General features: G+C 47.1%; 18 protein-coding genes. 9 read left to right on the top strand and 9 right to left on the bottom strand.

All coding sequences use genetic code 11. From position 1 onward, the window contains the following. The 3 genes from J0895_RS06820 to J0895_RS06830 form a co-directional block, all read right to left on the bottom strand. Positions 1 to 428 (bottom strand): DUF2231 domain-containing protein (locus tag J0895_RS06820; RefSeq protein WP_207087353.1); only part of this gene is annotated, 428 nt, incomplete at its 3' end. Between the two features lie 169 nt (positions 429 to 597). Next, positions 598 to 2,094 (bottom strand): carotenoid oxygenase family protein, encoded by a 1,497-nt coding sequence (locus J0895_RS06825; RefSeq protein ID WP_207087354.1) that lies wholly within the window; start codon positions 2,092 to 2,094, stop codon positions 598 to 600. 177 nt (positions 2,095 to 2,271) lie between these two features. Beyond that, on the bottom strand, positions 2,272 to 3,708 hold the full coding sequence (locus J0895_RS06830) for a folate/biopterin family MFS transporter (protein WP_207087355.1): 1,437 nt from the start codon (positions 3,706 to 3,708) through the stop codon (positions 2,272 to 2,274). 176 nt (positions 3,709 to 3,884) lie between these two features. On the opposite strand from J0895_RS06830, the gene J0895_RS06835 reads away from it, so the two are divergent. Continuing rightward, the gene (locus J0895_RS06835; protein ID WP_207087356.1) at positions 3,885 to 4,718 is read left to right on the top strand and encodes a DNA/RNA non-specific endonuclease; all 834 of its coding nucleotides are present in this window, start codon (positions 3,885 to 3,887) and stop codon (positions 4,716 to 4,718) included. Between the two features lie 40 nt (positions 4,719 to 4,758). Here the strand turns inward: J0895_RS06835 and J0895_RS06840 are convergent, their stop codons facing one another. From J0895_RS06840 to J0895_RS06845, 3 genes are all read right to left on the bottom strand, one after another. Then, positions 4,759 to 5,148, bottom strand: a complete 390-nt coding sequence (locus J0895_RS06840; protein ID WP_207087357.1) for a nuclease A inhibitor family protein — start codon at positions 5,146 to 5,148, stop codon at positions 4,759 to 4,761. A 212-nt stretch (positions 5,149 to 5,360) separates the two neighbouring features. Beyond that, positions 5,361 to 5,495: a hypothetical protein gene (locus J0895_RS26285; RefSeq protein ID WP_277989793.1), complete on the bottom strand. Its 135-nt coding sequence runs from the start codon at positions 5,493 to 5,495 to the stop codon at positions 5,361 to 5,363. Positions 5,496 to 5,576: 81 nt separating this feature from the next. After that, the gene (locus tag J0895_RS06845) at positions 5,577 to 7,187 is read right to left on the bottom strand and encodes an Hsp70 family protein (protein WP_207087358.1); all 1,611 of its coding nucleotides are present in this window, start codon (positions 7,185 to 7,187) and stop codon (positions 5,577 to 5,579) included. Between the two features lie 901 nt (positions 7,188 to 8,088). On the opposite strand from J0895_RS06845, the gene J0895_RS06850 reads away from it, so the two are divergent. Together J0895_RS06850 and J0895_RS06855 are read left to right on the top strand one after the other, a co-directional pair. Then, positions 8,089 to 9,906, top strand: a complete 1,818-nt coding sequence (locus J0895_RS06850; protein ID WP_207087359.1) for a glycoside hydrolase family 10-like protein — start codon at positions 8,089 to 8,091, stop codon at positions 9,904 to 9,906. 346 nt (positions 9,907 to 10,252) lie between these two features. Beyond that, the gene (locus J0895_RS06855) at positions 10,253 to 10,645 is read left to right on the top strand and encodes a hypothetical protein (RefSeq protein WP_207087361.1); all 393 of its coding nucleotides are present in this window, start codon (positions 10,253 to 10,255) and stop codon (positions 10,643 to 10,645) included. A 124-nt stretch (positions 10,646 to 10,769) separates the two neighbouring features. Here J0895_RS06855 and J0895_RS06860 read toward each other — a convergent pair whose 3' ends face one another. Beyond that, positions 10,770 to 11,732 carry a S1C family serine protease gene (locus tag J0895_RS06860; protein WP_207087362.1) on the bottom strand — a complete coding sequence of 321 codons (963 nt, stop codon included), beginning with the start codon at positions 11,730 to 11,732 and terminating at the stop codon, positions 10,770 to 10,772. A 60-nt stretch (positions 11,733 to 11,792) separates the two neighbouring features. On the opposite strand from J0895_RS06860, the gene J0895_RS06865 reads away from it, so the two are divergent. From J0895_RS06865 to J0895_RS06875, 3 genes are all read left to right on the top strand, one after another. Beyond that, positions 11,793 to 12,020: a hypothetical protein gene (locus J0895_RS06865; protein ID WP_207087363.1), complete on the top strand. Its 228-nt coding sequence runs from the start codon at positions 11,793 to 11,795 to the stop codon at positions 12,018 to 12,020. Continuing rightward, positions 11,995 to 13,599, top strand: a complete 1,605-nt coding sequence (locus tag J0895_RS06870) for a PQQ-binding-like beta-propeller repeat protein (RefSeq protein WP_207087364.1) — start codon at positions 11,995 to 11,997, stop codon at positions 13,597 to 13,599. Before J0895_RS06865 ends, J0895_RS06870 begins: the two co-directional genes overlap by 26 nt. Before the next feature lie 165 nt (positions 13,600 to 13,764). Next, entirely contained in the window at positions 13,765 to 14,238 is a 474-nt protein-coding gene (locus J0895_RS06875; protein WP_207087365.1) for a TspO/MBR family protein, read from the top strand. Between the two features lie 62 nt (positions 14,239 to 14,300). Here J0895_RS06875 and J0895_RS06880 read toward each other — a convergent pair whose 3' ends face one another. Both J0895_RS06880 and J0895_RS06885 read right to left on the bottom strand, forming a co-directional pair. Next, positions 14,301 to 15,884, bottom strand: coding sequence for a B12-binding domain-containing radical SAM protein (locus J0895_RS06880; RefSeq protein ID WP_207087366.1), 1,584 nt, complete (start codon positions 15,882 to 15,884; stop codon positions 14,301 to 14,303). Between the two features lie 399 nt (positions 15,885 to 16,283). Continuing rightward, positions 16,284 to 16,622, bottom strand: a complete 339-nt coding sequence (locus tag J0895_RS06885) for an FmdB family zinc ribbon protein (protein WP_207087367.1) — start codon at positions 16,620 to 16,622, stop codon at positions 16,284 to 16,286. Between the two features lie 205 nt (positions 16,623 to 16,827). Here J0895_RS06885 and J0895_RS06890 point away from each other — a divergent pair, with 205 nt between their 5' ends. From J0895_RS06890 to J0895_RS06900, 3 genes are all read left to right on the top strand, one after another. Further along, positions 16,828 to 17,784 (top strand): glycosyltransferase family 2 protein, encoded by a 957-nt coding sequence (locus J0895_RS06890; protein ID WP_207087368.1) that lies wholly within the window; start codon positions 16,828 to 16,830, stop codon positions 17,782 to 17,784. A gap of 418 nt (positions 17,785 to 18,202) precedes the next feature. Continuing rightward, positions 18,203 to 18,526, top strand: a complete 324-nt coding sequence (locus J0895_RS06895; RefSeq protein ID WP_207087369.1) for a hypothetical protein — start codon at positions 18,203 to 18,205, stop codon at positions 18,524 to 18,526. Between the two features lie 10 nt (positions 18,527 to 18,536). After that, positions 18,537 to 21,980: a response regulator gene (locus J0895_RS06900; RefSeq protein ID WP_207087370.1), complete on the top strand. Its 3,444-nt coding sequence runs from the start codon at positions 18,537 to 18,539 to the stop codon at positions 21,978 to 21,980. The last annotated feature ends 575 nt before the right edge of the window (positions 21,981 to 22,555 follow it).

Raw genomic sequence — 22,555 nt, forward strand, 5'->3', positions numbered from 1 at the left:
AATCCCCACGGTAAAATCGGTCCGGCAGGGTCTCCTAGTCTCGTCCACATATTGATTATACTCAGCAGGATCACGCCTATATTTCCAATCATGTGAATCCATCCGGCGCTGCGATCGCGGACTCGTTTGATTTTTACGAAGTCAAACATTCCTGTGAGACCAGCGGCGACTCCACTGATAATTCCCCCCACAATCAGCCAAAATGACGCTCTGGCCCAAAATACATCGGTTGTGCTCCAATACACCACATCGCTGATCAGGGCAGAAATCAGTAACCCGATCGGCATGGTGACGATGACGGGGTGGATCGGATGACCGGCGATCGATAATTTACTGGTCACACCGGAATCCAAATACTCTTCGTCTTTGCTTTCAATGACAGGGGGAATATTGGGATAAGGGGAGATTCTTCTTTCGCTTGTTTCCATAATCTTTTCTGTTAAACGCCAATTTTTAACAAATTAGGAGCGAATACATTAGGCGATGCTTTGCTCACCTGTATTCGCTCCTAAATTAAGCTGACTTAGTTGTAAGTCCTCTTCCCCTCACCCTAAATCCCCCTACAGGCAGACTTTATACCGTCCAATGGGAATAAATTTACTCTACTGGACCAAACCATTCGGGGGTAAAACTACCATGCAATCCATAGGGGACATGATGTTTGAGGTGCAATCGTGCGATCGGTCCTTGAGTCAAGTCCTGAGCATTTAATATCACCAAGTCGGACCGATGGTGTGCCGCATCGTACATCAACAGTAGCAACCAGCCTTCATCTTCTTTTGTTTCCCCAGGACGCGGAACGAACACGGGTTCCCCAGCAAATCCACGGGGGGCGGCACTCCAAATCTGTTGGGTTTTGGTTTTGAGGTCCAGCTTTAACACCGCCTGCAAGGGGGCATTTTCCTCGGGTGCATGGGCGGCCCCGATATACAAGTAACGATAGGGCTGGCCTACTTGTTCAGGATGCAGGACCGGAAACTCACAGCAGCGGCTTTCTAGGACTTGATGCTGCACAGTTTCAGTTTCTAAATTCACCTGAAATCGCCACAACTGACCCGCAGGAATGGTATCAAAATCAACCTCGCGAAAATCTCCATCAGGTTCAACGGAGGGGAAGGATTCATAACAGACAGAATCGATAAACACTTCTCCATTTTCTTCCCAAGCATTGGCATGATGGAAGACAAAGCAAGGTTCAGTTTCAATGATTTTAACTGCTGATTTGCCATCCCGGGGAATTAAAATAATTTTAGTTTTTTCATGGGGATTAAAATCGATACATTGTCCTGGACTGCGCCATCCCAATAAAAAAGGTAAAGGATTAAACCGGACGGGATTTTGGAAAAAGATACAGTAGTTGGGGGTGATTGCCATGTCATGGAGAAAGGCAAATCCAGGAATGCTGTGGGAATGTTGTCGCACTACTTCCCCGGCGGGATTGAGTTCGTAAATGGTGATGGTGGTGGAGGGTCCGGGTTTAACGGCAAAGTTGACGAGGCAAGGTGCACCGCCATCCTGTTGAGAATGGGGGTCTATGCGCGGATGAGCGGCAAAGGCATCTCCAGGGTTTAAGGTGCCTTGAATGGTGTCTAATCCTAGGGTTTCTAGGGTATGAGGGTCAAGGCGATGGGGTTGGGCGGCTTCCCACAAGGCGAGGAGTTTGTTTCCCCAATAAATGACGTTGGTATTGGCAATATTTTTAATGTTGAAGTTAAAAATATTGGCTAACCATCCCCCAGGTTTTTGAGTACCAAAGACGCCGCGATAGAGGATTTTTCCGGCTTTTTGTTCGGCGAGATACCCTTCTGTTTGGACGAAGCGGTTGCTAAAGTGGGCGCGACCTTTGTTGATAGCAATTTTGCAAATCATGCCATCGCCATCAAAGGGGTGATGAATGCGATCGCCGTTAATATCCAGGAGTCCGGGACCGTTTTTAAAGAAGGTGCCTTGGAGTTCGAGGGGGATTTCTCCTTCGATGTCTTCAATCCAGTAGTCAAATTCCCGAGGTTGGGATTCGTAGCCTTTTTGCCAGTCTTGGCGTGTATAGGATTTTTTGGAGGAAATGTTTTCGGGTTGACGGTTTTGGAGTTGCATGAGGTTGAGAGGGATTTTGGGTGGTTTAAGCGCTGTTGGTTGTGGCGATTTGGGGGAATGTTTTTATTACGAATTAATCCGGAGACGACTGAAGTCGTTACTACGAAAGGGGGAGTACGACTGAAGTCGTTACTACGAACGGGGGAGTACATTGGCTAATTTTGGGGGTTTAAGGGATTAAGCAGAGGGTTCTAGTTCGGGGACTTTTTCTGGTTGTAAGGGTTCGATCGCCCCTGCATGATCCGGACTTAATCTTCGCATCTCTTCATACCGCTGATTCTCTTCGGATGCGGGTAATTGATCGCCGCCTGAATTGCTGTCCGGTAGCCATTTAATGAAGATTAACGGTAACAGAGTGGTAAGGTTGGTAATCACCACTAATAGCCAGAGTTGGTCAAAGTTGGTTTCACTCACTCCCAACAAGTGCATCAGCAATGCACCTTCTTCGTATGACAGCAGTCCCGCTAGGTTGGTGACGGACATTAATAGGGCGAATAAGGTGGCTTCGACTCCTGGAGGGCAAAGTCTGGCAGCGAGGACTAGGACTGGCATATAGGCGATTTGTCCCATGACGGTGAGAATCAAGCTATCGCCGATGCTAAACCAATGGTCATCGATGCCGATCGCCCGGTTGGCATGAGTCACCAGTAACAAGGTTGTCATCCCTAATGCCGCTGATAGTAGGGTGGACCACCAAAAGATCCGGCGAAAGGGAATTGTTTTAAAGAAGCGTTGGAACAGCCAAATCCCCACTAAGGAGGCGAGACTGGTGACGAGTCGCACTTTCCCTAAAAATTCGGGTTGAAATCCCAGTTCGTTGGTGGTGAAGTAAAAGAAGGCGGAATCACTCGATGGGGTTGCCTGCCAGATAAACAGAAAGGCTGTGGGTAACCAAATCGCTTTTTGAGCGATCGCACCTTTGAGTTGAATCACTTGTTCTTTGACTTTACCTAACCCAATCGAATCCTCTCCCACTCGTTCCTCGGCAATCAACCATGCCACTGCGGAGACAATGGGAGGAAAGGTTGCAGTCATTAAAAACACGGTTTGGGTGCTGAAATGTTCCAGCAGAGAACCGCTTAAATAGGCGGTAATCAATCCTCCAACTGCGGAGGAACCCCAACACAAGGATTGCAGAGAACCGGCATGACTCAGAGACTCATTTCTGGCACGTTCGACGACGAGGGAATCGACAATCACATCGCTAACGGCAACAGCCAGAGAACTGAGTAACATCATGGCTGTCGCTTGCCATCCGGTGTTGACGACGGTTGCCATGCCAATCCAGGCGACTGCACCCAATATCCCCGACAGAATGAGATAGGGCCGTCGGCGATACCCAAAAATGGGTAACCCATCGGACATAAAGCCAAATAGGGGTTTGACAATCCAGGGTAAGGCGGCAATCCCCATTAAGGCGGAAACTTCCGCAGGACCTAGCCCTAGTTCGTCTTTTAGGAAGAAACTAACGGCTAACCGCGCTAACCCCAGGATGCCTTGCACGAAGTAAACTAGCAAAATGGCAACCAGTTCAGGGGTAGGCTCGTTCCCGAATAGGAGTTTCTCCTTGATTAAGTTTTTAATTTTGGCTCCATTCGTCGGGGAAGTTAGCATGGGGCTTATTTTCTTAATATTTCTCAATAATTTATAGCATAACTTTATTTTTGCGGGAGTGGCTGCTTCTAGGGGGGGAAGTAACCACAGATTTCACGGATTTTCACGGAGGGATGGGGTGGAGATGAAAGGGGAGGGGCGTAGAATGGGTGGAGATCTGTTTGGGGGTTGATGGGATGTCTAATCGTAATTCCGGATTTCGGCAGGTTTTTTTGGCGGCGATCGCCTGTGGTTTGGCTGTTGTTTTGGCGGGTTGTCCTTGGTTGTGGGGACCACCAACAGCGATTGAGACTCACTTACTTTTTGGGAATCCTAGTAATGCAACGGAGGATCTGGGGAATGCGGATAATTATTTGATGGAAAAGCCTCAGTATATGTTGTCGTATAATCGCAGTCTGGGGACGGCAAATTGGGCGAGTTGGCAGTTGAATTCATCGTGGTTGGGGAGGGTGGACCGTCAAGATGATTTTAGACCGGATGAATTGTTGCCGGAGGGGTTTTATGCGGTGAGGGCGACGGATTATCGCGGAAGTGGATATGATCGCGGGCATCTGGTGCCTTCGGGCGATCGCACGGCATCGGTTGAGGACAATTCGGCGACTTTTGTGATGACGAATATCATACCCCAATCTGCGGCTAATAATCGGGAGGTGTGGAACGAATTGGAGCAGTATTCCCGCAAGTTGGTGCAAGAGGGGAAGGAGTTATATATTATTGCGGGACCGGAAGGACAAATCAAGGCGATCGCCAATGGTCGAGTTACGGTGCCGCGCTATACTTGGAAAATTATCGTAGTTCTGGATCGCCCGGGGAGTGGATTGAGTGGGATTACGGCAGATACGCGGGCGATCGCGGTCCAAATGCCCAATACGGAACGGGTTGCCAATACGGCATGGCGAGATTATCGAGTCTCTATCGATGTTTTGGAGATGGCGACGGGATATGATTTCTTGTCTAATCTGCCACTCGGGATTCAAGAGGCGATCGAGAGTCGGGTAGACAATCTTTAATCATTACAACAGGACAAGGCATTGCCTTGTCCTGTTGTAATTATGTTTCTACAATCGTTGTCTTCAGTCCTATGGTTTTATCTTCAACGGTTCCCAAGATATAAACATCAATTTCCACCTCTTTAAGGCGATAAACGATTAAGTCATTCAACTGGTCATTCAGAAAATCAAATAACTGTTGGTAACGGTTTCTCGTTGCTCGTTCCTCTTCATTATGCCACGATTGTTCCCGGAGTGCGGGGGCAAAAAAACGCTCTATACTCACGGTTTCAATGGGGGTATTTGAGGGGAGATTACTTTGTTCTAAGAGTTGCTCGGGGGTGAGGTTAGAACAATCATAGGAGACAATTTCCCAGGGATAATCTGCTTCACTCATCCAGAGCAAATCTTGCGTTAATTTTGTCAGTTGTTCGGTGATGGTTTGGGTCATAGTTGGGTTGTTTTTAAGGGAATTAATTGAACTTAAATGGAGTGGTGATTTAAGAGGGACCTCTCCCCCCTAACCCCCCCCCTTACAAGAGTAGGTTTTTTACGTTTATGGTGATTCGCCTTACTATTAACTGCACGAACGGTCCCCGGACCTTGGCAAGGGGAGGGTTAGGGTGGGGTCCTCCTGAAGTGGCAAAGCCACTTCAGGAAAAATTAGTGGGTGGAGTGTCGGAGTGAGGTGGCGATCGCCTGAGTTACGAAGAAATAGGTTGGACTAGCCTCTATACAGGTGTGATCGCCTCCAGTGAGTGCGTGAGGTGGCGATCGCCACCTCACGGGAGACCCCACCCTAACCCTCCCCTTGCCAAGGTCCGGGGACCGTTCGTAAAAAACATACTCTTGTAAGGGAAAGGGGGTTAGTTCACCCCTTTAATTAGCCGGTTCTCCTTCATCAATTAAGACAAAACCGGGAAACATTTTGGCGATCGCATTGCCTAGCTCGTATTCAATTCGTTTTTCTCCTGCAATATCTTCTATCACTAAATAGGCAATTTGAGACCGATTCACTCGCATCCCCACTCGCCATGAATCATGGGATTCATAACTGGGAAGTTTCACCATATCCGGTAGAGATTCCTTCAATCTGATTCCCTTGGATTGGGGGTCAACCCACAAAGTTAAACTCAGGGGGGTATCATTTTGAAAAGTCACTAAGGGAGGAATTTCTGCAAACTGAGGTTTCGCTAATTCATCTAAACCAGAACCGCCTTTAATAATTGGAATAAATCTCTGTTCTCGTTCTGCTTGAGTATTAATTGTGTCTACGACAATCCCGAGGGTATGAACATATTTTTCTGTCGGTTCTACGAGTTGATTGGCGATTAAACAGGCTCCGTAAGAGATGGCATAAGCACTATTAGTGATATTAAAAGTTTGGTCAAAGCGCGGGTCGGTTTCATCAATGGCTAAGGCGTCAGAAATGGCGCGTTGGACGAGGAGAAATTGGGAGAATCCACCGACTAAAAAGAGGCGGTCAATTTCTAGGTTCTGTTGCTGTAACCAGGCTTTTAAGCGCTTCATGACTCGATGAATTCCGTCGGAAATGGGGGTAAAGGCTTCTAGGATTTCGGCGAAGGTGACGCTGTAGCCTCCCGCAAAGACATATAAATCGCGATCGCCATAAATATCTGGTTCTTTTAAACAGTTGATTAGTTTTCGGGTTCCTCGGCCATGAGAGCCTATTTTGACCGTTTCAAACTCTCGGAGTAAGCGCAGGAATTCGGGGTCTGTTTCATCTAAAGGGTGGCCGTGTTTGCGGGTGTAGGCGAGTTGGACACAGTGGCGATCGAAGGCAACTCCGGCAGAATCTAAACCGCAGTCGCCTTCTCCATCAAAATAAAGCACCTCCACCTTTTTATCCCCATAAATCCGGCACAGACTCACATCAAAAGTCCCGCCGCCCATATCGCAAACCAGCAAATTACCACTAAACGATGCAACTCCCTCTTGTCGAGCGCGGCGTTGGATTTCCCAAGCATAATAAGCCGCTGCTGCCACAGGTTCACTCACCAGATGAATGAGGGGTAATCCTAACTGTTTAATTAACGTTTGGAGCGATTCACGGCCCCGATTATAAATATCTCGTTGCCAAATTTCTGGAACCGAAACTACCAAAGCATTGACCGACCCTTGTTGGTTGATAAAACTATAGGGATTCTCCTCAGAAATTAGGAGTTCCCGCAGGTAGTCTGCCGTCACGGTACTCGGGGTGCGATCGCCTGCAAAATACTCGGAAAAATCAGCCAACGGCAACCGCATTTTAAAATTGCCATAACTTTCCACCTCCGGATGATTCGCGGCGGTGGTGCGTGCCGCCATGCCAATTTCCACAAATCCCTCATCGTAGGCGATAAACGAAGGGACATATTTATGACCGTCTGGCCCCCCATATTGGAAAGCATCCAGTTCTCCAGTCGGACCCATGTAGGAGGCGATCGAGTTAGTAGTGCCGAAATCGAGTCCGATATTGTAGTCTGTCATCTTTCCTAAAGCGTTAGGGGTGATAATCTAATCTGGCCAAGAGCTTCCGGGTCAATCTTCCATCAACAGGGCCAGAAAGCCGGTTTCTGGCCCTACTGGGGTGCGGATTGGCAGAGTGTTTGTGAAAAAACCCGATTTCTCACCGCTATGCCGACCCCATAGCACAGTCTATTTTAAAGGGCGATCGCACCTGCGGACTTCCTTCTATGAGCTTCCCTCCTCAAAGATTCGGTTCGCGAATCCCTCGGGCGTTTCAGACCAGAAACCCAGTTCACAGACCCGATTTCCTGGCTATCCTGTACCTGTTCTGCTAAATCAGTTTATCTGTTTTTTACCAAGAGCTTGTGAACCTCAGTTAAAATTTGGCATTCCATGATTGTCGGAAATTTTTTATCCTAGCATAAAATTATTTTGCAACGGGAAATAAAATCTCTCTGATTCCCCTGATTTTGAGTGGGTTTTCGCTACAGTAAAAACGGGTGCAGATTAGAAACCGGCATCCTGAAAAAACCAATGCTATTTTACGACAAAATTTGTATTTTTTTATATTTTAAAGGGTCTCTTTTTATAAAAGTTGCCCACACAGGAATCAAGTTTTTCGCTTTGTTTTGAATTTTGGGAGTTATGACTGCGTTAGCCAAGAATAAACCGATGAAAAGACCCCAAATTGCACCTCGGTAAAAACATCCGGAAACGACTTTAGTCGTTACTACAAACACCGGAGGGAATCAACTACTGAAGTCGGGACCTCGAACCGGGATTTAGATTGATTCAATTCGGTGAATCCCGAAATCTGGTCTAAAGTGGTGTCTAATAGGGGCAGGACTATCGTTTAAGGGGATTCCCCCGTTGCATTTAGTCCCAAATCACTCTCTGTTTGACTGTTCAGGACTTTCTACCTATGTTTAACTTCCAGAATTGGCAATTTCTGCGGGTGTTCCTGCTGAGTCTGTCTCTCATTCCCTTGGCAACGGTACCGACAAGGGCGCAATCTTCTTTTACGGATGTGCAAGGACATTGGGCTCAATCTTGCATTGAAACCCTGCAAACTCGGCGGATTATTAATGGATATCAAGATGGGACGTTTCGTCCAAATGCGCCGGTGACGCGGGCAGAATTTGCAACGATGTTGGATGTGGCTTTTCCTAATGCGACAGCGGGACGGGATGCGGTTACTTTTACCGATGTTCCTAGCAGTTATTGGGCAACTTCGGCAATTCGTAGTGCTTATCAACGAGGATTCTTATCAGGATATCCAGGAAATCGATTTAATCCCACGGAAAATATTCGTCGGGTTCAGGCATGGGTGAGTTTGGTGAGTGGATTGAATTATTCTCCCCAAGGAGAACCGCAGCAATTGTTATCTCAGATGTTTGATGATGCGGGACAAATTCCAAGTTATGCAAGGGATGCGATCGCAGCAGCAACAGAAAAACGCCTAATTGTTAATTATCCTAATCTCCGGCGTTTAGATAGCGATCGCCCTGCCACTCGTGCGGATGTCTCGGCTTTCCTCTGTCAAGCCCTGATGGGGCGCAGTTCTCCTCTGCCTTCTGAGTATGTTGCCCTTGCCCCAATTCCTATCCCGAATTCGGAAATTCGTGGGGTGTGGTTAACCAATATTGATAGCGATGTCCTCTTTTCTAAGGGTAATTTAGAATGGGGCATGAAACGACTGGCTGACTTGAATTTTAATACGGTTTATCCCACGGTTTGGAATTGGGGATATACCTTATATCCGAGTCAAGTCGCGCAACGGGTGACGGGAAAATCTATGCAGTTGGTGACGCCAATTGATCGCAATCATGACCCGAATTTGGGACAAGGGCGGGATATGCTCAAGGAGGCGATCGCCGAAGGGAAAAAACATGGATTGCGGGTGATTCCTTGGTTTGAATTTGGCTTTATGGCCCCGGCTGATTCTGAATTAGCCCGTCGTCATCCCCACTGGATTACTGAACGTAGTGATGGCACAGAGGTGAAGATGGAAGGAGAACATCCTCGGGTTTGGCTGAATCCCTTTCACCCCGAAGTCCAGCAATTTATCCTGGATTTACTCCTAGAAATTGTCACTAATTATGAGGTCGATGGCATCCAACTGGATGACCATTTAGGCTTACCTTCCGAGTATGGTTACGATGATTACACCGTCAATCTCTACAAACAAGAACATGACGGCAATTCTCCCCCGACTGACCCGAAAGACCCGGATTGGTTACGCTGGCGGGCCGATAAAATTACGGCGTTTAAAGAACGGATGTTCCGAGAAATTAAAGCGCGCAATCCCAAGGCAATTGTTAGTTTATCTCCCAATCCCCAAGAGTTTTCATATCAATACTATTTAGCAGATTGGGCAACCTGGGAACAAAAGGGATTAGTGGAAGAAATCGTCTTGCAACTGTATCGGAATGATATTAATGTGTTTATTGAGGAGTTAGAACGGCCCGAAGTGCAAGCGGCCCGACGCAATATTCCTGTGGGAATTGGGATTCTGAGTGGGTTACGAGGTCGTCCCATTCCCATGAGTCAAATTCAAGAACAGGTGGAAGTGGTTCGGGAAAAAGGATTTGCGGGAGTGTCTTTCTTTTTCTATGAAAGTATGTGGAATTGGTCTGATGAAACGCCAGCGCAACGGGAACGGGGGTTCGGGGAATTGTTTCCGAATCGGGCCGATCGCCCCAGTGTAATTGATAACGAGAATTGGCAACCTAACCCGTAATGGGTGAGCGGTCAAGTCAACATTTGTTGATACTTTCCCACCGTTTCCAGGAGGGCGATCGCCACGCATTGAGAAAAACAATGGCGGGGTTTAAACCGGCTGAAAGTCTTATAGAGTGGTGTTTTTAGTCGGTTAAAACCCGACTTTAGCTATGAGGCCGCCAACGTTTAAACCCTCGCCGGTTGTTGCTAGGGACTGACTGAAGCGAAAACCCTGCTAATCAACCCCTTGGAACTTTTCGGACCCCCTGGGGGTCAATCACCGAGAAAAGAAACATCCCAATTTGGCTAAATGCCGAATAGGGATTATTTGGTAATTATTCGTCGATCCTTTCCCCTTAAAATCCATGAAAAATTCCGCCAAAGTTCAAGCCATTTTATTGGGTATCGGACTGGTCCTAGCCTCTGGTTTTAGCTTCCCGCAAGCGGCATCGGCTCAAAGACCCTTTGCAGCCCTGACCGAACGAGTTATCACTTACCAAGGTATAGCCTATCCGGTGATTCGCTCTTTGCCAGTGATTCTCGATCGCACTGGGGGTCGCGCCTCTCGGGGAAATATTATCACCACCGACAGCAGTTCCGATGGCCGTTATGAATTAGTCGAATTAATTGGCGATATGAGTTCCCGGAGTATTTTCTCCTATACTGCACGGACCGCTTTCCGCCAAGCCCGGGTCCGCGATCGCATTACTGGACAAACGATGGAAGCCTTAGTGCCCCTAATGATCCGCTACTTCTAAACTACTGTTCTTGGCAGTGGAAAACTCCTCTGCCTATCTCCTCACTTCAAAAAATGAACCCTAAAACCTCAGCAAAATGCTGGGGTTTTGTTTATGGAACTAAAATTGTCCCGGCAGTCGCCCGTTAAAAATTCACGCGCACATTTGCCACTCGCCGTCCTCGACTGATGGTGAACACTGCCGAATCCGGACGGGTATTTAAAAATGCCAAAAGTTGCTCGATTCGCTGTAACCGAGTGCCATTCACCCCTAACAAGCGATCGCCCGATCGCAACCCAATTTGCGCCGCAGGAGAACCCCGTTCCACTGACTGAATTACTAAACCCGCATTCACCTCTACCCCTAATCGAGGCGGGGGAGAAGTTGACCGAGAGGGCGATGGCGATGGCGTCCTAGAAGTCCCTTGGGCCACCGTTCGCGATCGATTAGCAGCGATGAAATCCTCGGCAACTGTGGCACTGGTGGCAAACCCAATCCCTATATTACCCCCACGATTGGGGCTTAAAATCGCCTTGTTGACCCCTATGAGTTCGCCATTGGAATTGAGCAAAGGACCGCCGGAATTACCGGGATTGATGGCGGCATCGGTTTGTAAATCCCCATTATCAGCAATTCGGCTGAGAATTCCGGTGGTAAAGGTTCCCGAGAGTCCAAAGGGACTGCCGATCGCATAAACCCGTTGACCGACCCGGATCCCATCTCGACTCGCCACCTGTAACGCAGGCAGGCGATCGCTGGTTTGGAGTCGAACTAAGGCTAAATCATTGCGGCGATCGGTGGCAATCACATCCCCGATGTAAGTTTGTCCCGTACTCGTAAGCACTTCCACTCGGCCATTACGCGCTGAATTCACCACATGATCGTTCGTTAAAACGAGACCATCAGCACTGATAATACTTCCAGACCCTGCACCTCTGCCTACGCGGATGGTTACCACCGAAGGACTCGCCTGTTGGTAGACATTGATGCTGCTTTGTTCATCTGCACTAAATGCGGTGGCAACGGTGGAGAAAGGAGGACTCACCAGACCCGAGGTGGCGATCGCCCCGGCGGTGAGAATACTCAATAATAACCTCTGTGGTTTCATCCCTTTAACTCTCGCAGTATGGACTTAAAATATTCACTCAAAATATATGATTTGTAGACGTTGTTAGACTCTAGCAGTTCCATTTCCGGCGGCGATCGCCTCGGCTTTTCAGGTACTATGATATTGCCTTTGTTAATTTTCATCGCAACGGATGGACCTAGACCCGGCGATCGGTCTTGGATGAGTCACCATCCCACTCCCGGATCAGGGGTCCGTTCCCTGGCGATCGGTCCAACCCTTTTAAATTGTAACTGTTTTACCCATGACTTTAAACCGGCGAACCTTTAACAAAAATGCGATGCTCTTTTTAATGGGTTCTTCACTACCGCCCATTCTACAAGGATGTCGTATCAACAACATCCCCACTGCACCTCCGAGGAATTTGTTACCCACCGTTACCGAAACCGTTAATCAGGCGATCGCCGGACTCTCCCCAGACACTGAATTATTAATCCCGACCTTTCTCGGCAACGATCAACGGAGATTTTATGGCAGAGGAATTCCCCAAGGATTAAATCTCCTCGATAAATTTCCCCTAGGAACTGGCAGAACCCGAGTCGGCACCTCCTGGCGCACCTGGAGTGGTGCCGGATGGACGGGACAACCCACCCTCACCCGAGACGGTGGGAAAGTTTATCTAACCATTGGTGCTTATGATCACAGTTTAAGAAAAATTGATATTGAAACCAACGAAGTCATCTGGCGCTATCAGTTTGATGATGTCATTAAAGGGAGTGCCAGTCTTTATATCGATGAAAAAGCCTCCGAAGAAAATCGCATCGTCATCTTACAAGGCAGTCGGTTAGGCATTCAAAATTCCCTCAATTCCGCCGGTCCCCTTCCCAGCTTTCGCGCCATTTCCTTTAGAACCGGCCAAGAACTTTGGAAACTCGATATTAGAAAAACCGCCAGTTATAGCCGGGATAATGATAGCAGTGCCTTAGATTTAGGCAATGGTATCTTATTCAACGCCGGAGAAAATGGCATTGGGTATTTTCTGAATAGTGCCACCGATGCCGCTACGCTAAAATCGGGCATTCTTCAACCGGAAATTTTAGGTGAAGTTCAATTTTATGAACCCCAGGATAGTCTCCGACAAGGCGGCAATCTTGTCACGGAATCTTCCCCCGCCCGACTCGAAAATCGACTGTTTGTCGCCGCTGGTTCAGGTCATATCTATGGCATCAATATAGAAACAAAAAAAATTATCTGGGATTTTTTCACCGGGTCCGATATTGATGGCAGCGTGGTTATTTCTAAAGATGATAAATTATTTTGCGCCATAGAAAGACAATATATTCCCGGCCAAGGAGGAGTTTTTAAACTGGACCCAAATCAACCGGAGGAGAAGGCTGTAAAGTGGTTTTTTCCCACAGGAAATCGTAATTTTAGCGGATGGCAAGGGGGAATTATTGGGTCGGTTGCCCTCAATGATGAATATAATCCTAATGGAGAATTTCCGGCCTTATTTGCTACCAGTGCAATTGATGGTTATCTTTATATCGGTTCGCAAACTCAAATTACAGGTCAAAAAGTTAAAGGGCCTTGGTTGAAAAAAGACTATGAAATGCCGTTGATTTTATTTAAAACAAATATTGGGGGGTCGATTTCTACTCCGATTTTTACCGATGGGAATAAGTTGATTGCGGCAGGATATAATGGGGTATATTTGTTTGATTTACAGTGGGAAGAATCCCCGGGCGATCGCGTGAATGCGGTCCCGAATCAACGAGGAGAGTTTTATCGGTTAAAGGTAGAACAATCGGGACATTTTTTACCCGGGGTTTCGTTTGAAGCGACCCCAATCGTATGGGATGGAATTGTCAGAATTTGCGCCCGAGATGGTTGGATGTATTCTCTCGGATAATTTGTTCTTTTTTTGATGTGACGACTGAAGTTGTTACTACGAACAATTAAGAACGACTGAAGTCGTTACTACGAATAGGGGAGGATGATGGGAGTTGTCATTACGAAATGAAAATTCAGGATATACTGGAGGGGAAAATGTGGGATGGTATGGAGGTGGGGAGTTATGATTAAGTCTTGGATGATTATTGGGGCGATCGCCATTTTGGTGGCAGGTCTGGGGAGTGCCTTAACTGGGTCAGATATTCGCTGGTTTAATCGGGTGCAGCGTCCGCAATGGTTGACCTTTGAACGGGCAATTCCCATCATTTGGACAGTCATTTTTATCTGTGGCGGTTGGTCCGCTTATCTGGTTTGGGAAGCCGACCCGGGAAGTCAATTGACTTGGGTCTTAATGGTCTTTTATTTAGTCCTAGAAATTGTCACTATTTCTTATACCCCGGTAATGTGTAAACTGCGAAGTCTCACTGTGGGGACGATTATTGGGGGGACCGGAGGATTACTCAGCTATTTGTTAGCATTAAGTGTTTGGCCGGTTTCAACTTGGGCAGTGGTTTTATTAATTCCTTATATGATTTGGAGTCCAATTGGTACTTATACCACTTGGGCAATGGTTCAGCTAAATCCAGAGGACCGCTAAGGAGAAAATAGAAAAGGGTCAGGTGCGTAAGCCGGGCTCACGCACCCATTTGATAATTTGAATTAAGCTACAGCAGACTCTTCTCGGTCAGCTTTATAGGCTTCACTCTCTTGTTGTTCTGCTAAATATTCAGCCAGTTGACTTTCAATTTGGTCTCGCACAATGGTCCGATATTCGCCAAAGTGTTCAAAGAGTCCGCACACCGCTAAATAATGATCCACTACTCCGGGATTGTGACGGAGAATATTAACCAAATAAAGCCAAAATTTCCCACGGGTTGAACGAACTATCCCTTGCCGCCAGCAAATGGTGAAAAATGCCCGAATAGTGGGCCAGTTCATTCGACGCCGGGGGACTGGATTGCGGGGTTTTCCCATCATCATAAAGTGACGATAGGTGCGGTCTAAATAAGGTTGAGCATCGTACAGTTTCCAAAATCCATCTATATATTCTCGGGCAATCTCTTCCAGGGGGCGGGTGGGAATAAAATTCATTAAAGTGGTTTGGTTACCGTTGGCAATTTCATTATTTAATCGCCCTTCTTTCTGTAACCGATGCCAGAGGGCCGTATTGGGAAGGGCTTGCAACATACTAAACATTGCCATTGGAATGGAGGTGTTTTCCACAAACTGGACGATGCGATCGCCAGCCCCCGGTTTTTCTCCATCAAAGCCAATAATAAATCCGGCCATCACGCGCATTCCTGCTTTGGTAATGGCTTGGACTGAATCACTGAGGGAATTTCGGGTATTTTGAAACTTTTTAGTGAGAGTTAAACTTTCTTCATCCGGGGTTTCAATTCCTAAAAAGACCACATAGAAATTGCAATCCACCATCATGTCCAGCAATTCTGCATCTTGGGCCAAATCCACCGAGGCTTCCGTAATTAAGCGGAAAGGATAGTGGTTTTTTTCTTGCCATGCTTTCAACTCTTTGAGCAATAGTTTAACGTTGCGCTTATTGCCAATAAAGTTGTCATCTACGAGAAAAACCGCTTGAGTGAACCCCAATTCCAAAATGCGATCGAGTTCCGCTAATATTTGGGCTGGGTTTTTAGTGCGGGATTTACGTCCGTAGAGGACAATAATATCGCAGAATTCGCATTGAAAGGGACAACCCCGAGAAAATTGGATCGCCATCGTATCATAGGCATAACGATCCAATAAATCAAAGCGGGGTATGGGGGTTTGCGTCACGTCGGCTTTTTCACCATAAGCGCTAAAAGTGCCGGTTTTTTCCCCTCGTTTTAGGGCTTCAACAAACATCGGTAGAGTGATTTCCCCTTCGTCTACAATGAGATAATCGGCACCTGCTGCTTTTGCCTCATCCGGTATGGAGGTAACATAAGGGCCACCAACAGCGACCTGTTTCCCTCGTTGTTTAGCTTCTCGAATCAGGGCCAGAAAATCTTCTTGTTGAACGATCATGGCGGATAAAATCACTAAATCTGCCCATTCCCATTCTTCCTCGGTGATATTGCGAATATTGCGATCGGCGAGTTTATATTCCCATTCCTGGGGTAACAAGGCGGCAACGGTGACTAAACACAGGGGCGGCAGCAGGGCTTTGCGATCGACTAAAGCTAAAGCTTTTTCAAAGGACCAGAAACTTTTCGGAAAAAGTGGATATAAAAGTAAGACACGCATGAGTTGTTTCCGATATACAATAAGGAGCCGGAATGCAAAGACTTGATGAATTGGTTCTTATCCTTCAATATAGGCGAAATTTTCTAAAATGGCTGGTTTTTTTAAAAAGTCTATCTTAAAATTAGGGGGTTGAGGTTGAAAATCGTGAGTAAATAGTCTTTTCCAGGTGATGCTAGAGCAATCCTATGTCAGTTGTGGAATAAGACCTCTCCCCCAACATAAGGCGGCCTACAAGGAGAGGGGAGCAGGAGAGGGCATAAATCATTTAGGATTGCTATAGAGCATGGGTACAGGAGCAAAGAAAAGGGAGAAGAACCCGACGTTCAATTAAAAAAGAGCTGAGTATTCCCCACTCAACTCTTGAATAGAAATAGTTAAAACCTCTATGAGGCTATGGATTTAATCGCCTATTTTCTTTTTCAAATCAGGATAGGTGCTGCGATCGCCCGGTCGGACAATCCGACTTTCTCCATCGGTGGCGGTGACATTTTCATAAACCCCATCGTCCCGTTTGACCAACTTGCTGAACCCATGACTTTTGAGTTCGCTGTTGCCGGTGGGAAATATCAGCGCTGGGGCGCAGATCAACCGTCGCACGGGTGCAGATAGAGGCGTCTGTCCCGGTTCGAGGTTTGCCAAGTGGCACAATTCTCCCCAAGTTTGCGCTTTATCTTTAATGGAGTGAGTCACGTCCAGTTTTTGATTGGTACTAGGACAGAAATAAGTATAGAGCGGCATAATCTGTCTCTTCCAGTTAGTCGGTGTATGGTTTGGCACTTGAGTGTTAGATTGCTTTAATCATAGCAGATGGGGGAGTTGGGGAGTAACTCCTTGTGACTGGGATCTGCCCAGCCATGACACGAAAGGCACTCTAATCCTCCCTCAACTTCCCCAACTTCCCCTCCAAGCGCTAAAATTTAAGCGCTCAATACGCAAGGATGCTATGACGAAACTGATTATTCAAATTCCCTGTTATAACGAAGAACAGACCCTGGGACTTACCCTGAGTGAACTGCCGCGTCAATTACCGGGGATTAATGAAATTGAGTGGTTGGTGATTGATGATGGCAGTCGCGATCGCACGGTGGAAGTTGCCAAAGCGTGTGGAGTGGATCACATTGTTCACCTTGCCAATAATCAAGGTCTAGCAAAAGCTTTTATGGCGGGATTAGAAGCGTCTCTAAAAGCCGGGGCTGATATTATTGTAAATACCGATGCAGATAATCAATATTGTGCTGAAGATATCCCGGCTTTAATTCAACCGATTTTATTTGGAACTGCGGAAATTGTGATCGGGGCGCGCCCGATTCAAGATATTAAACATTTTTCCCCCACTAAAAAATTCTTACAACGCCTGGGAAGTTGGGTGGTGCGTCTGGCTAGTAATACGAGAATCCCCGATGCACCGAGTGGCTTTCGGGCCTTTAGTCGGGAAGCGGCGATGCAGCTAAATGTGTTTAATCAATATACCTATACGTTAGAAACGATTATCCAAGCGGGACAGAAAGGGATGGCGATTACTTCGGTCCCGATCCGAACCAATGGAGAGTTACGACCTTCTCGATTAGTCAAGAGTATTCCGAGCTATATTCATCGGTCTATTTTAACTATTTTTAGAATTTTCATGACCTATAAACCTCTGCGGTTCTTCCTGCTGCTTGGGAGTTTTCCCTTGGGTTTAGGGGTGGCCTTGGGGGTGCGCTGGTTAGGGTTCTTTTTAATGGGGACTGACCGGACGCGAATTCCCAGCTTAATTTTAGCAGCTATTTTAATTTTAATTGGGGTGCAGCTTATTATCTTGGGTTTTGTGGCTGATTTATTGGCGGTTAATCGCAAGTTGTTGGAAGATATTCAACTGAGGATGCGTCGGGCAGGCTATAATAATCCGGAGGAAAAATAAAGGGCGATCGCTGAATAAGATATAACCTATTTTTTTAAGATGTAATCTAAATTACTTTTTTTGGGGAAAATTTTATCATTTTTTTAAGCCCCTTATTATAATTACAAAAATGAGGTCGTCTAAGAAAATTTAAGATTTAATTAATCTTCAAAACTTAGACAAAGGGTTTAAAATTAGTTACAAACTTAGTCAAGGCCCAAACTATTGGTAAAGAATAAACAATGAGCGACATCTTCCTAAAGATAGATTAAAAGGCTTGCAGGGGATAAATATATTGCGCCTTTCGGGGTAAGGACTGAAAACCCGAAGCCGAACGGGTATCAAAAGTTGAGGAAAAGGTAGAGAGAAGGATAGGAAGGCTAGAACGAAGTTTGCTGCCTGTGTTCCGTGAAATGTACTAGATGTCAAAGTGATTCGTATGCTTCAGTCCAGGGGAATCAATCGGTATAGCGAGACTGTGTTAACCGGCAGCTACGATCCTCACATAGTGGGGCTGTTAATTTGGATGGCGATCGCGGTGTCTTATATAGCGATCGCCCTGGATGGATCCATGAAGATAGAACCGCGATCGCACCGAGGCGGCTTGATAAAGGGTGCCGCGATCGCCTCAGTTTGGCTTCCTGGAATGTACTTAACCGGACCCACCCTAGGGAGGAACCAGCCGTTTGCTGAGGAGGTTAGGATAATGCTGTCCCTATTGGTGATGGCGATTGCTGCTGGGAATCAGAGTTGCGGTTATTAATGGTGAAGTCATGAAACGGGACATATTGAGAGTTGAGTATCAAATCAGGCGAGGGGCGATCGCGATCCAGGTCCTCTGGCTCCTCGCTGTAGCCATATTGGTTAGCCTAATCCTCCTCAGCATCTTAGATTGGACTGGAATCGCCCCCCCATTTTTTGGACTCGCTAGGGACTCCCTGGCAATCGCGACGGCGATCGGGAACCTGATCCTAGTCAGCACAATCTCTCGTTCCAAGTTGAGCAAACCGGGGATCAACGAACCTCCACAACACTCGATTCCCGAGGAGATTGGCGATCGCCGAGATCCCCGGGACGGATCACGGTTCGAGATCAGCCACTGTCGAGAAATTGAAGCCGAATTAGCACAAACCAAAACCTTTTTCAACTCAGTCATTGAAAATATGCCTCTCGGCTTATTTATCAAAGATGCCAAAACCTTGCAATTTATTCGGTGGAATAAAGCCAGTGAACAACAATTTGGCTATTCCCAAGATCAAGTTTTAGGCAAAACCGACTATGACCTATTTAATCCAGAAGAAGCTGATTTTTTCACTCAAAGCGATCGTCAAGCACTCCTAACCCAACAAATGGCAGATATTCCCTTAGAAACCGTTCAAACTCCACATCAAGGGATGAGATTGCTTCATACCCGTAAAGTCCCCATTGTCGATGAAACTAACACCCCTCAATATCTTATGGGAATTTCTGAAGACATTACCGATTGGGTAGAAGCCCAGGAGGAAATTATCAAGCAGAATCAACGTTCTCAACTCTTTGCAGAATTGACCATCAAAATTCGTCAATCCTTAGATATTGGAGAAATTCTCCAAACCACCGTTGAAGAAGTCCGACAAGTTCTCCACGCGGATCGGGCGATCGTCTTCCAACTGATGGCCGATGGAACAGGAATTGTGGTCAAAGAAGCCGTCGTTGAAACCTGTCAGCCGCTATTAGGAAACCAAATTACCGATACCTGCTTTCCCACCACCTATTTAGAACAATACAAACAGGGACGAGTCAACGCCATTTGCGATGTTGAATCCGCAGAAATTCACTCTTGCTATAGGGACTTGCTCAGAAGAATTGGGGTGAAAGCCAACCTGGTTGTGCCATTACTCCAACGGGATGCCCCAGAGGACCCGCTACGGGAACGATTGTGGGGATTACTGATTGCCCATCAATGTTCCACTCCACGCCAGTGGACACAATTTGAAACCGAACTGCTGCAACAACTTGCCAATCAAGTCAGCATTGCCTTATCTCAAGCGCAACTGCTGGCGGAGCAAACCCGCATCTCCCAAAAGCTGGCGAAACAAAACATTATTTTAGCCCAGATGAAACAGGCCGCAGTGGCTGCAAATCGAGCCAAAAGTGAATTTCTTGCCAGTATGAGCCATGAAATTCGCACCCCCATGAATGGGGTACTTGGGATGACCGGATTACTACTGGCAACGGAGTTAAACCCCCAACAAAAACATTATGCTCAAACGATTTTTTCCAGTGCTGAACATCTGTTGACGGTGATTAACGATATTCTCGATTTTTCTAAGTTAGAAGCACGAGAAATGCATCTCAACCCGATTGATTTCGAGTTAGATGAATGTATCGAATCGGTAGTGGATTTGATGGTCGCTCCAGCCCAGGAGAAGGGACTTGATTTGGGAATTTGCATCGATCGCAACGTTCCTCGGCATCTGTTTGGAGACCCGGCGCGGTTGCGTCAGATTTTGCTAAATTTAGTCAATAATGCGATTAAATTTACCGAAGTTGGAGAAGTGGCGATCGCCGTGAGTGCCGTCCCAGAAGATTCCACCTCGGAGGCAGATTCCATACCCCCGGCGCAGCGCAATCCCGTCACCTTGCGATTTGCCGTCACCGATACGGGGATTGGCATTTTACCCCAGAATCAAACCAAGTTATTTCAATCCTTTTCCCAAGTGGATAGTTCCTCGACTCGTCAGTATGGCGGGACTGGTTTAGGACTGGCTATTTCTAAACAATTGGTGGAACTGATGGAGGGCAAGATTGGCGTCGAGAGTCAATTGAATCAGGGGTCTACCTTTTGGTTTACCGTTACCTTGCCGGTACAGCAGAATCGCACAGAATGGGAAAATTCCCGGGGTACAACCTTGGAGATGGAGTCTCTAAAACTGTTGGTTGCCGATGAGAGTGCGATGCATCGTCAGTCGGTGCAACATTTTGCCGATCGCTGGGGAATTACAGTGGATCAAGCGACGGACCCCCAGAGCGCCCTGAGTGCCTTGCGCGCGGCGGCAGGGGAAGGAACCCCCTACCATGCACTCCTGGCGAGTGTGAACCTCCTGGAGGGCGATCGCTCAACCCTGTTACAAGCCCTTAAACAGGAGCCAAATTTGGCGACAACCCGGACGATCGCCTTGGCTCAGTTTAATCAACGGGCGATCGCCGAAGCCTTAGCACCCCATTGGGTCAGTGCTTATATCATCAAACCTTTACGGGGGTCTCAGTTTGTGGAAAGCTTGCAGCAGGTTTTAGATCCCCAGGTGGCTAGTCGCGATCGCTCCCAAGGGGCTCAGGGAGAACCCTTCTCTGGCTCCACCTTCTCATTGGCCCCTCCCCCTTTGTCCCCCCTGAAAATCTTAATCGCCGAAGATCACGAGATCAATCAACAAGTGATTGTCTTTCAACTCAATACCTTGGGTTACCATGCCGATTGTGTCAATAATGGTCTCGAAGCCCTCGATCGCCTTGCCTGTGAAGATTATGATCTCGTCTTTATGGATTGTCAGATGCCCCAGAAAGATGGCTATGAGGTGACCCGAGAACTCCGACGGTGCGAAGGAACCCACCGTCATACCATCGTCATTGCCCTGACTGCTCATGCTCTGAATAGCGATCGGCAGAAGTGTCTGGAGGCAGGAATGGATGACTACCTTAGCAAACCCGTCCTCCTCGAACAGTTACAGGCAGCACTCGATCGCTGGATTCCCCAAATCATCCCCCTTCAGCCTCCGGAACCCAATTTGACCGAGACCCCCCCAACGGAAGCCACTCTCAATCATAGTGTGAGCAGTTCTAGCACTTTGGAACCATCCGGGTCCTTATTCCCTAGAGATTTACCCGAGGGAACCCTTGAAGATTCACCCCTTGATTGGGTCCGTCTCCAGGAGATTTCCCGAGGCAAACTGGAATTACAAGAACGCCTGATCCGAGCCTTTGTGGATAGCCTGCGGGGGGATATTGAGGCGATTCGTTCCGCCTGCGATCGCCAGGATTGGAGTACCGTTGAGTTAAAAGCTCACCGGATTAAAGGAGCCAGTCTGAATATGGGTGCTCGGGCGATCGGAGTCATTTCCAGCCAAATTGAGGAGCAAGTGCGGGGCCAAGTGTTTGAAGAGATCACCCCCTTGTTGTTGAGTTTAGAATCTCAAGTCGATCGCCTGGGAACTTGCACTCAATCTCTCCCCCCTGGATAAGTTAACCCTCCTAGCCCTGTGAAGCTGGTGGCAAAGTCAAAAAGAGGGTTTGGAGACCAAACTCCTACATCAGATCAGAGGGGATTTTTTATAAGTCAAAAAGAGGGTTTGGTCTCCAAACCCCTACATCAGATCAGAGGGTATTTTTTATAAGGGGATTCCAAAAAATAAAATAGCAATTGTAGGGTGGTGAAGCCACCGAACAGAAGGTGGGCAATGCCCACCCTACTTTAAAAACTGAATAGGAATGATTTATTTTTTGGAGTTCCCTAAGTCAAAAAGAGGGTTTGGAGACCAAACCCCTACATCAGAACAGAGGGTATTTTTTATAAGTCAAAAAGAGGGTTTGGTCTCCAAACCCCTACATCAGAACAGAGGGTATTGAGTCAGGATTGAATCTTACTGAGTCAGGTTTACAACATTTTTGTAAAAAACCTAGATGGATCAGCCGGGGAGGGGCTTTAATTGCCCATCATTTTCTATAACAGGTGATATATCCGTCCTAAAATAGAGATACCCTTCGGTTTTCGTCGAAATTTTATTCTCCACCGGAGGGTTAATTCCTTCGGTTGTGG

Source organism: Phormidium pseudopriestleyi FRX01 (assembly GCF_017313335.1).
Taxonomy (GTDB): Bacteria; Cyanobacteriota; Cyanobacteriia; order Cyanobacteriales; family Laspinemataceae; genus Laspinema; species Laspinema pseudopriestleyi.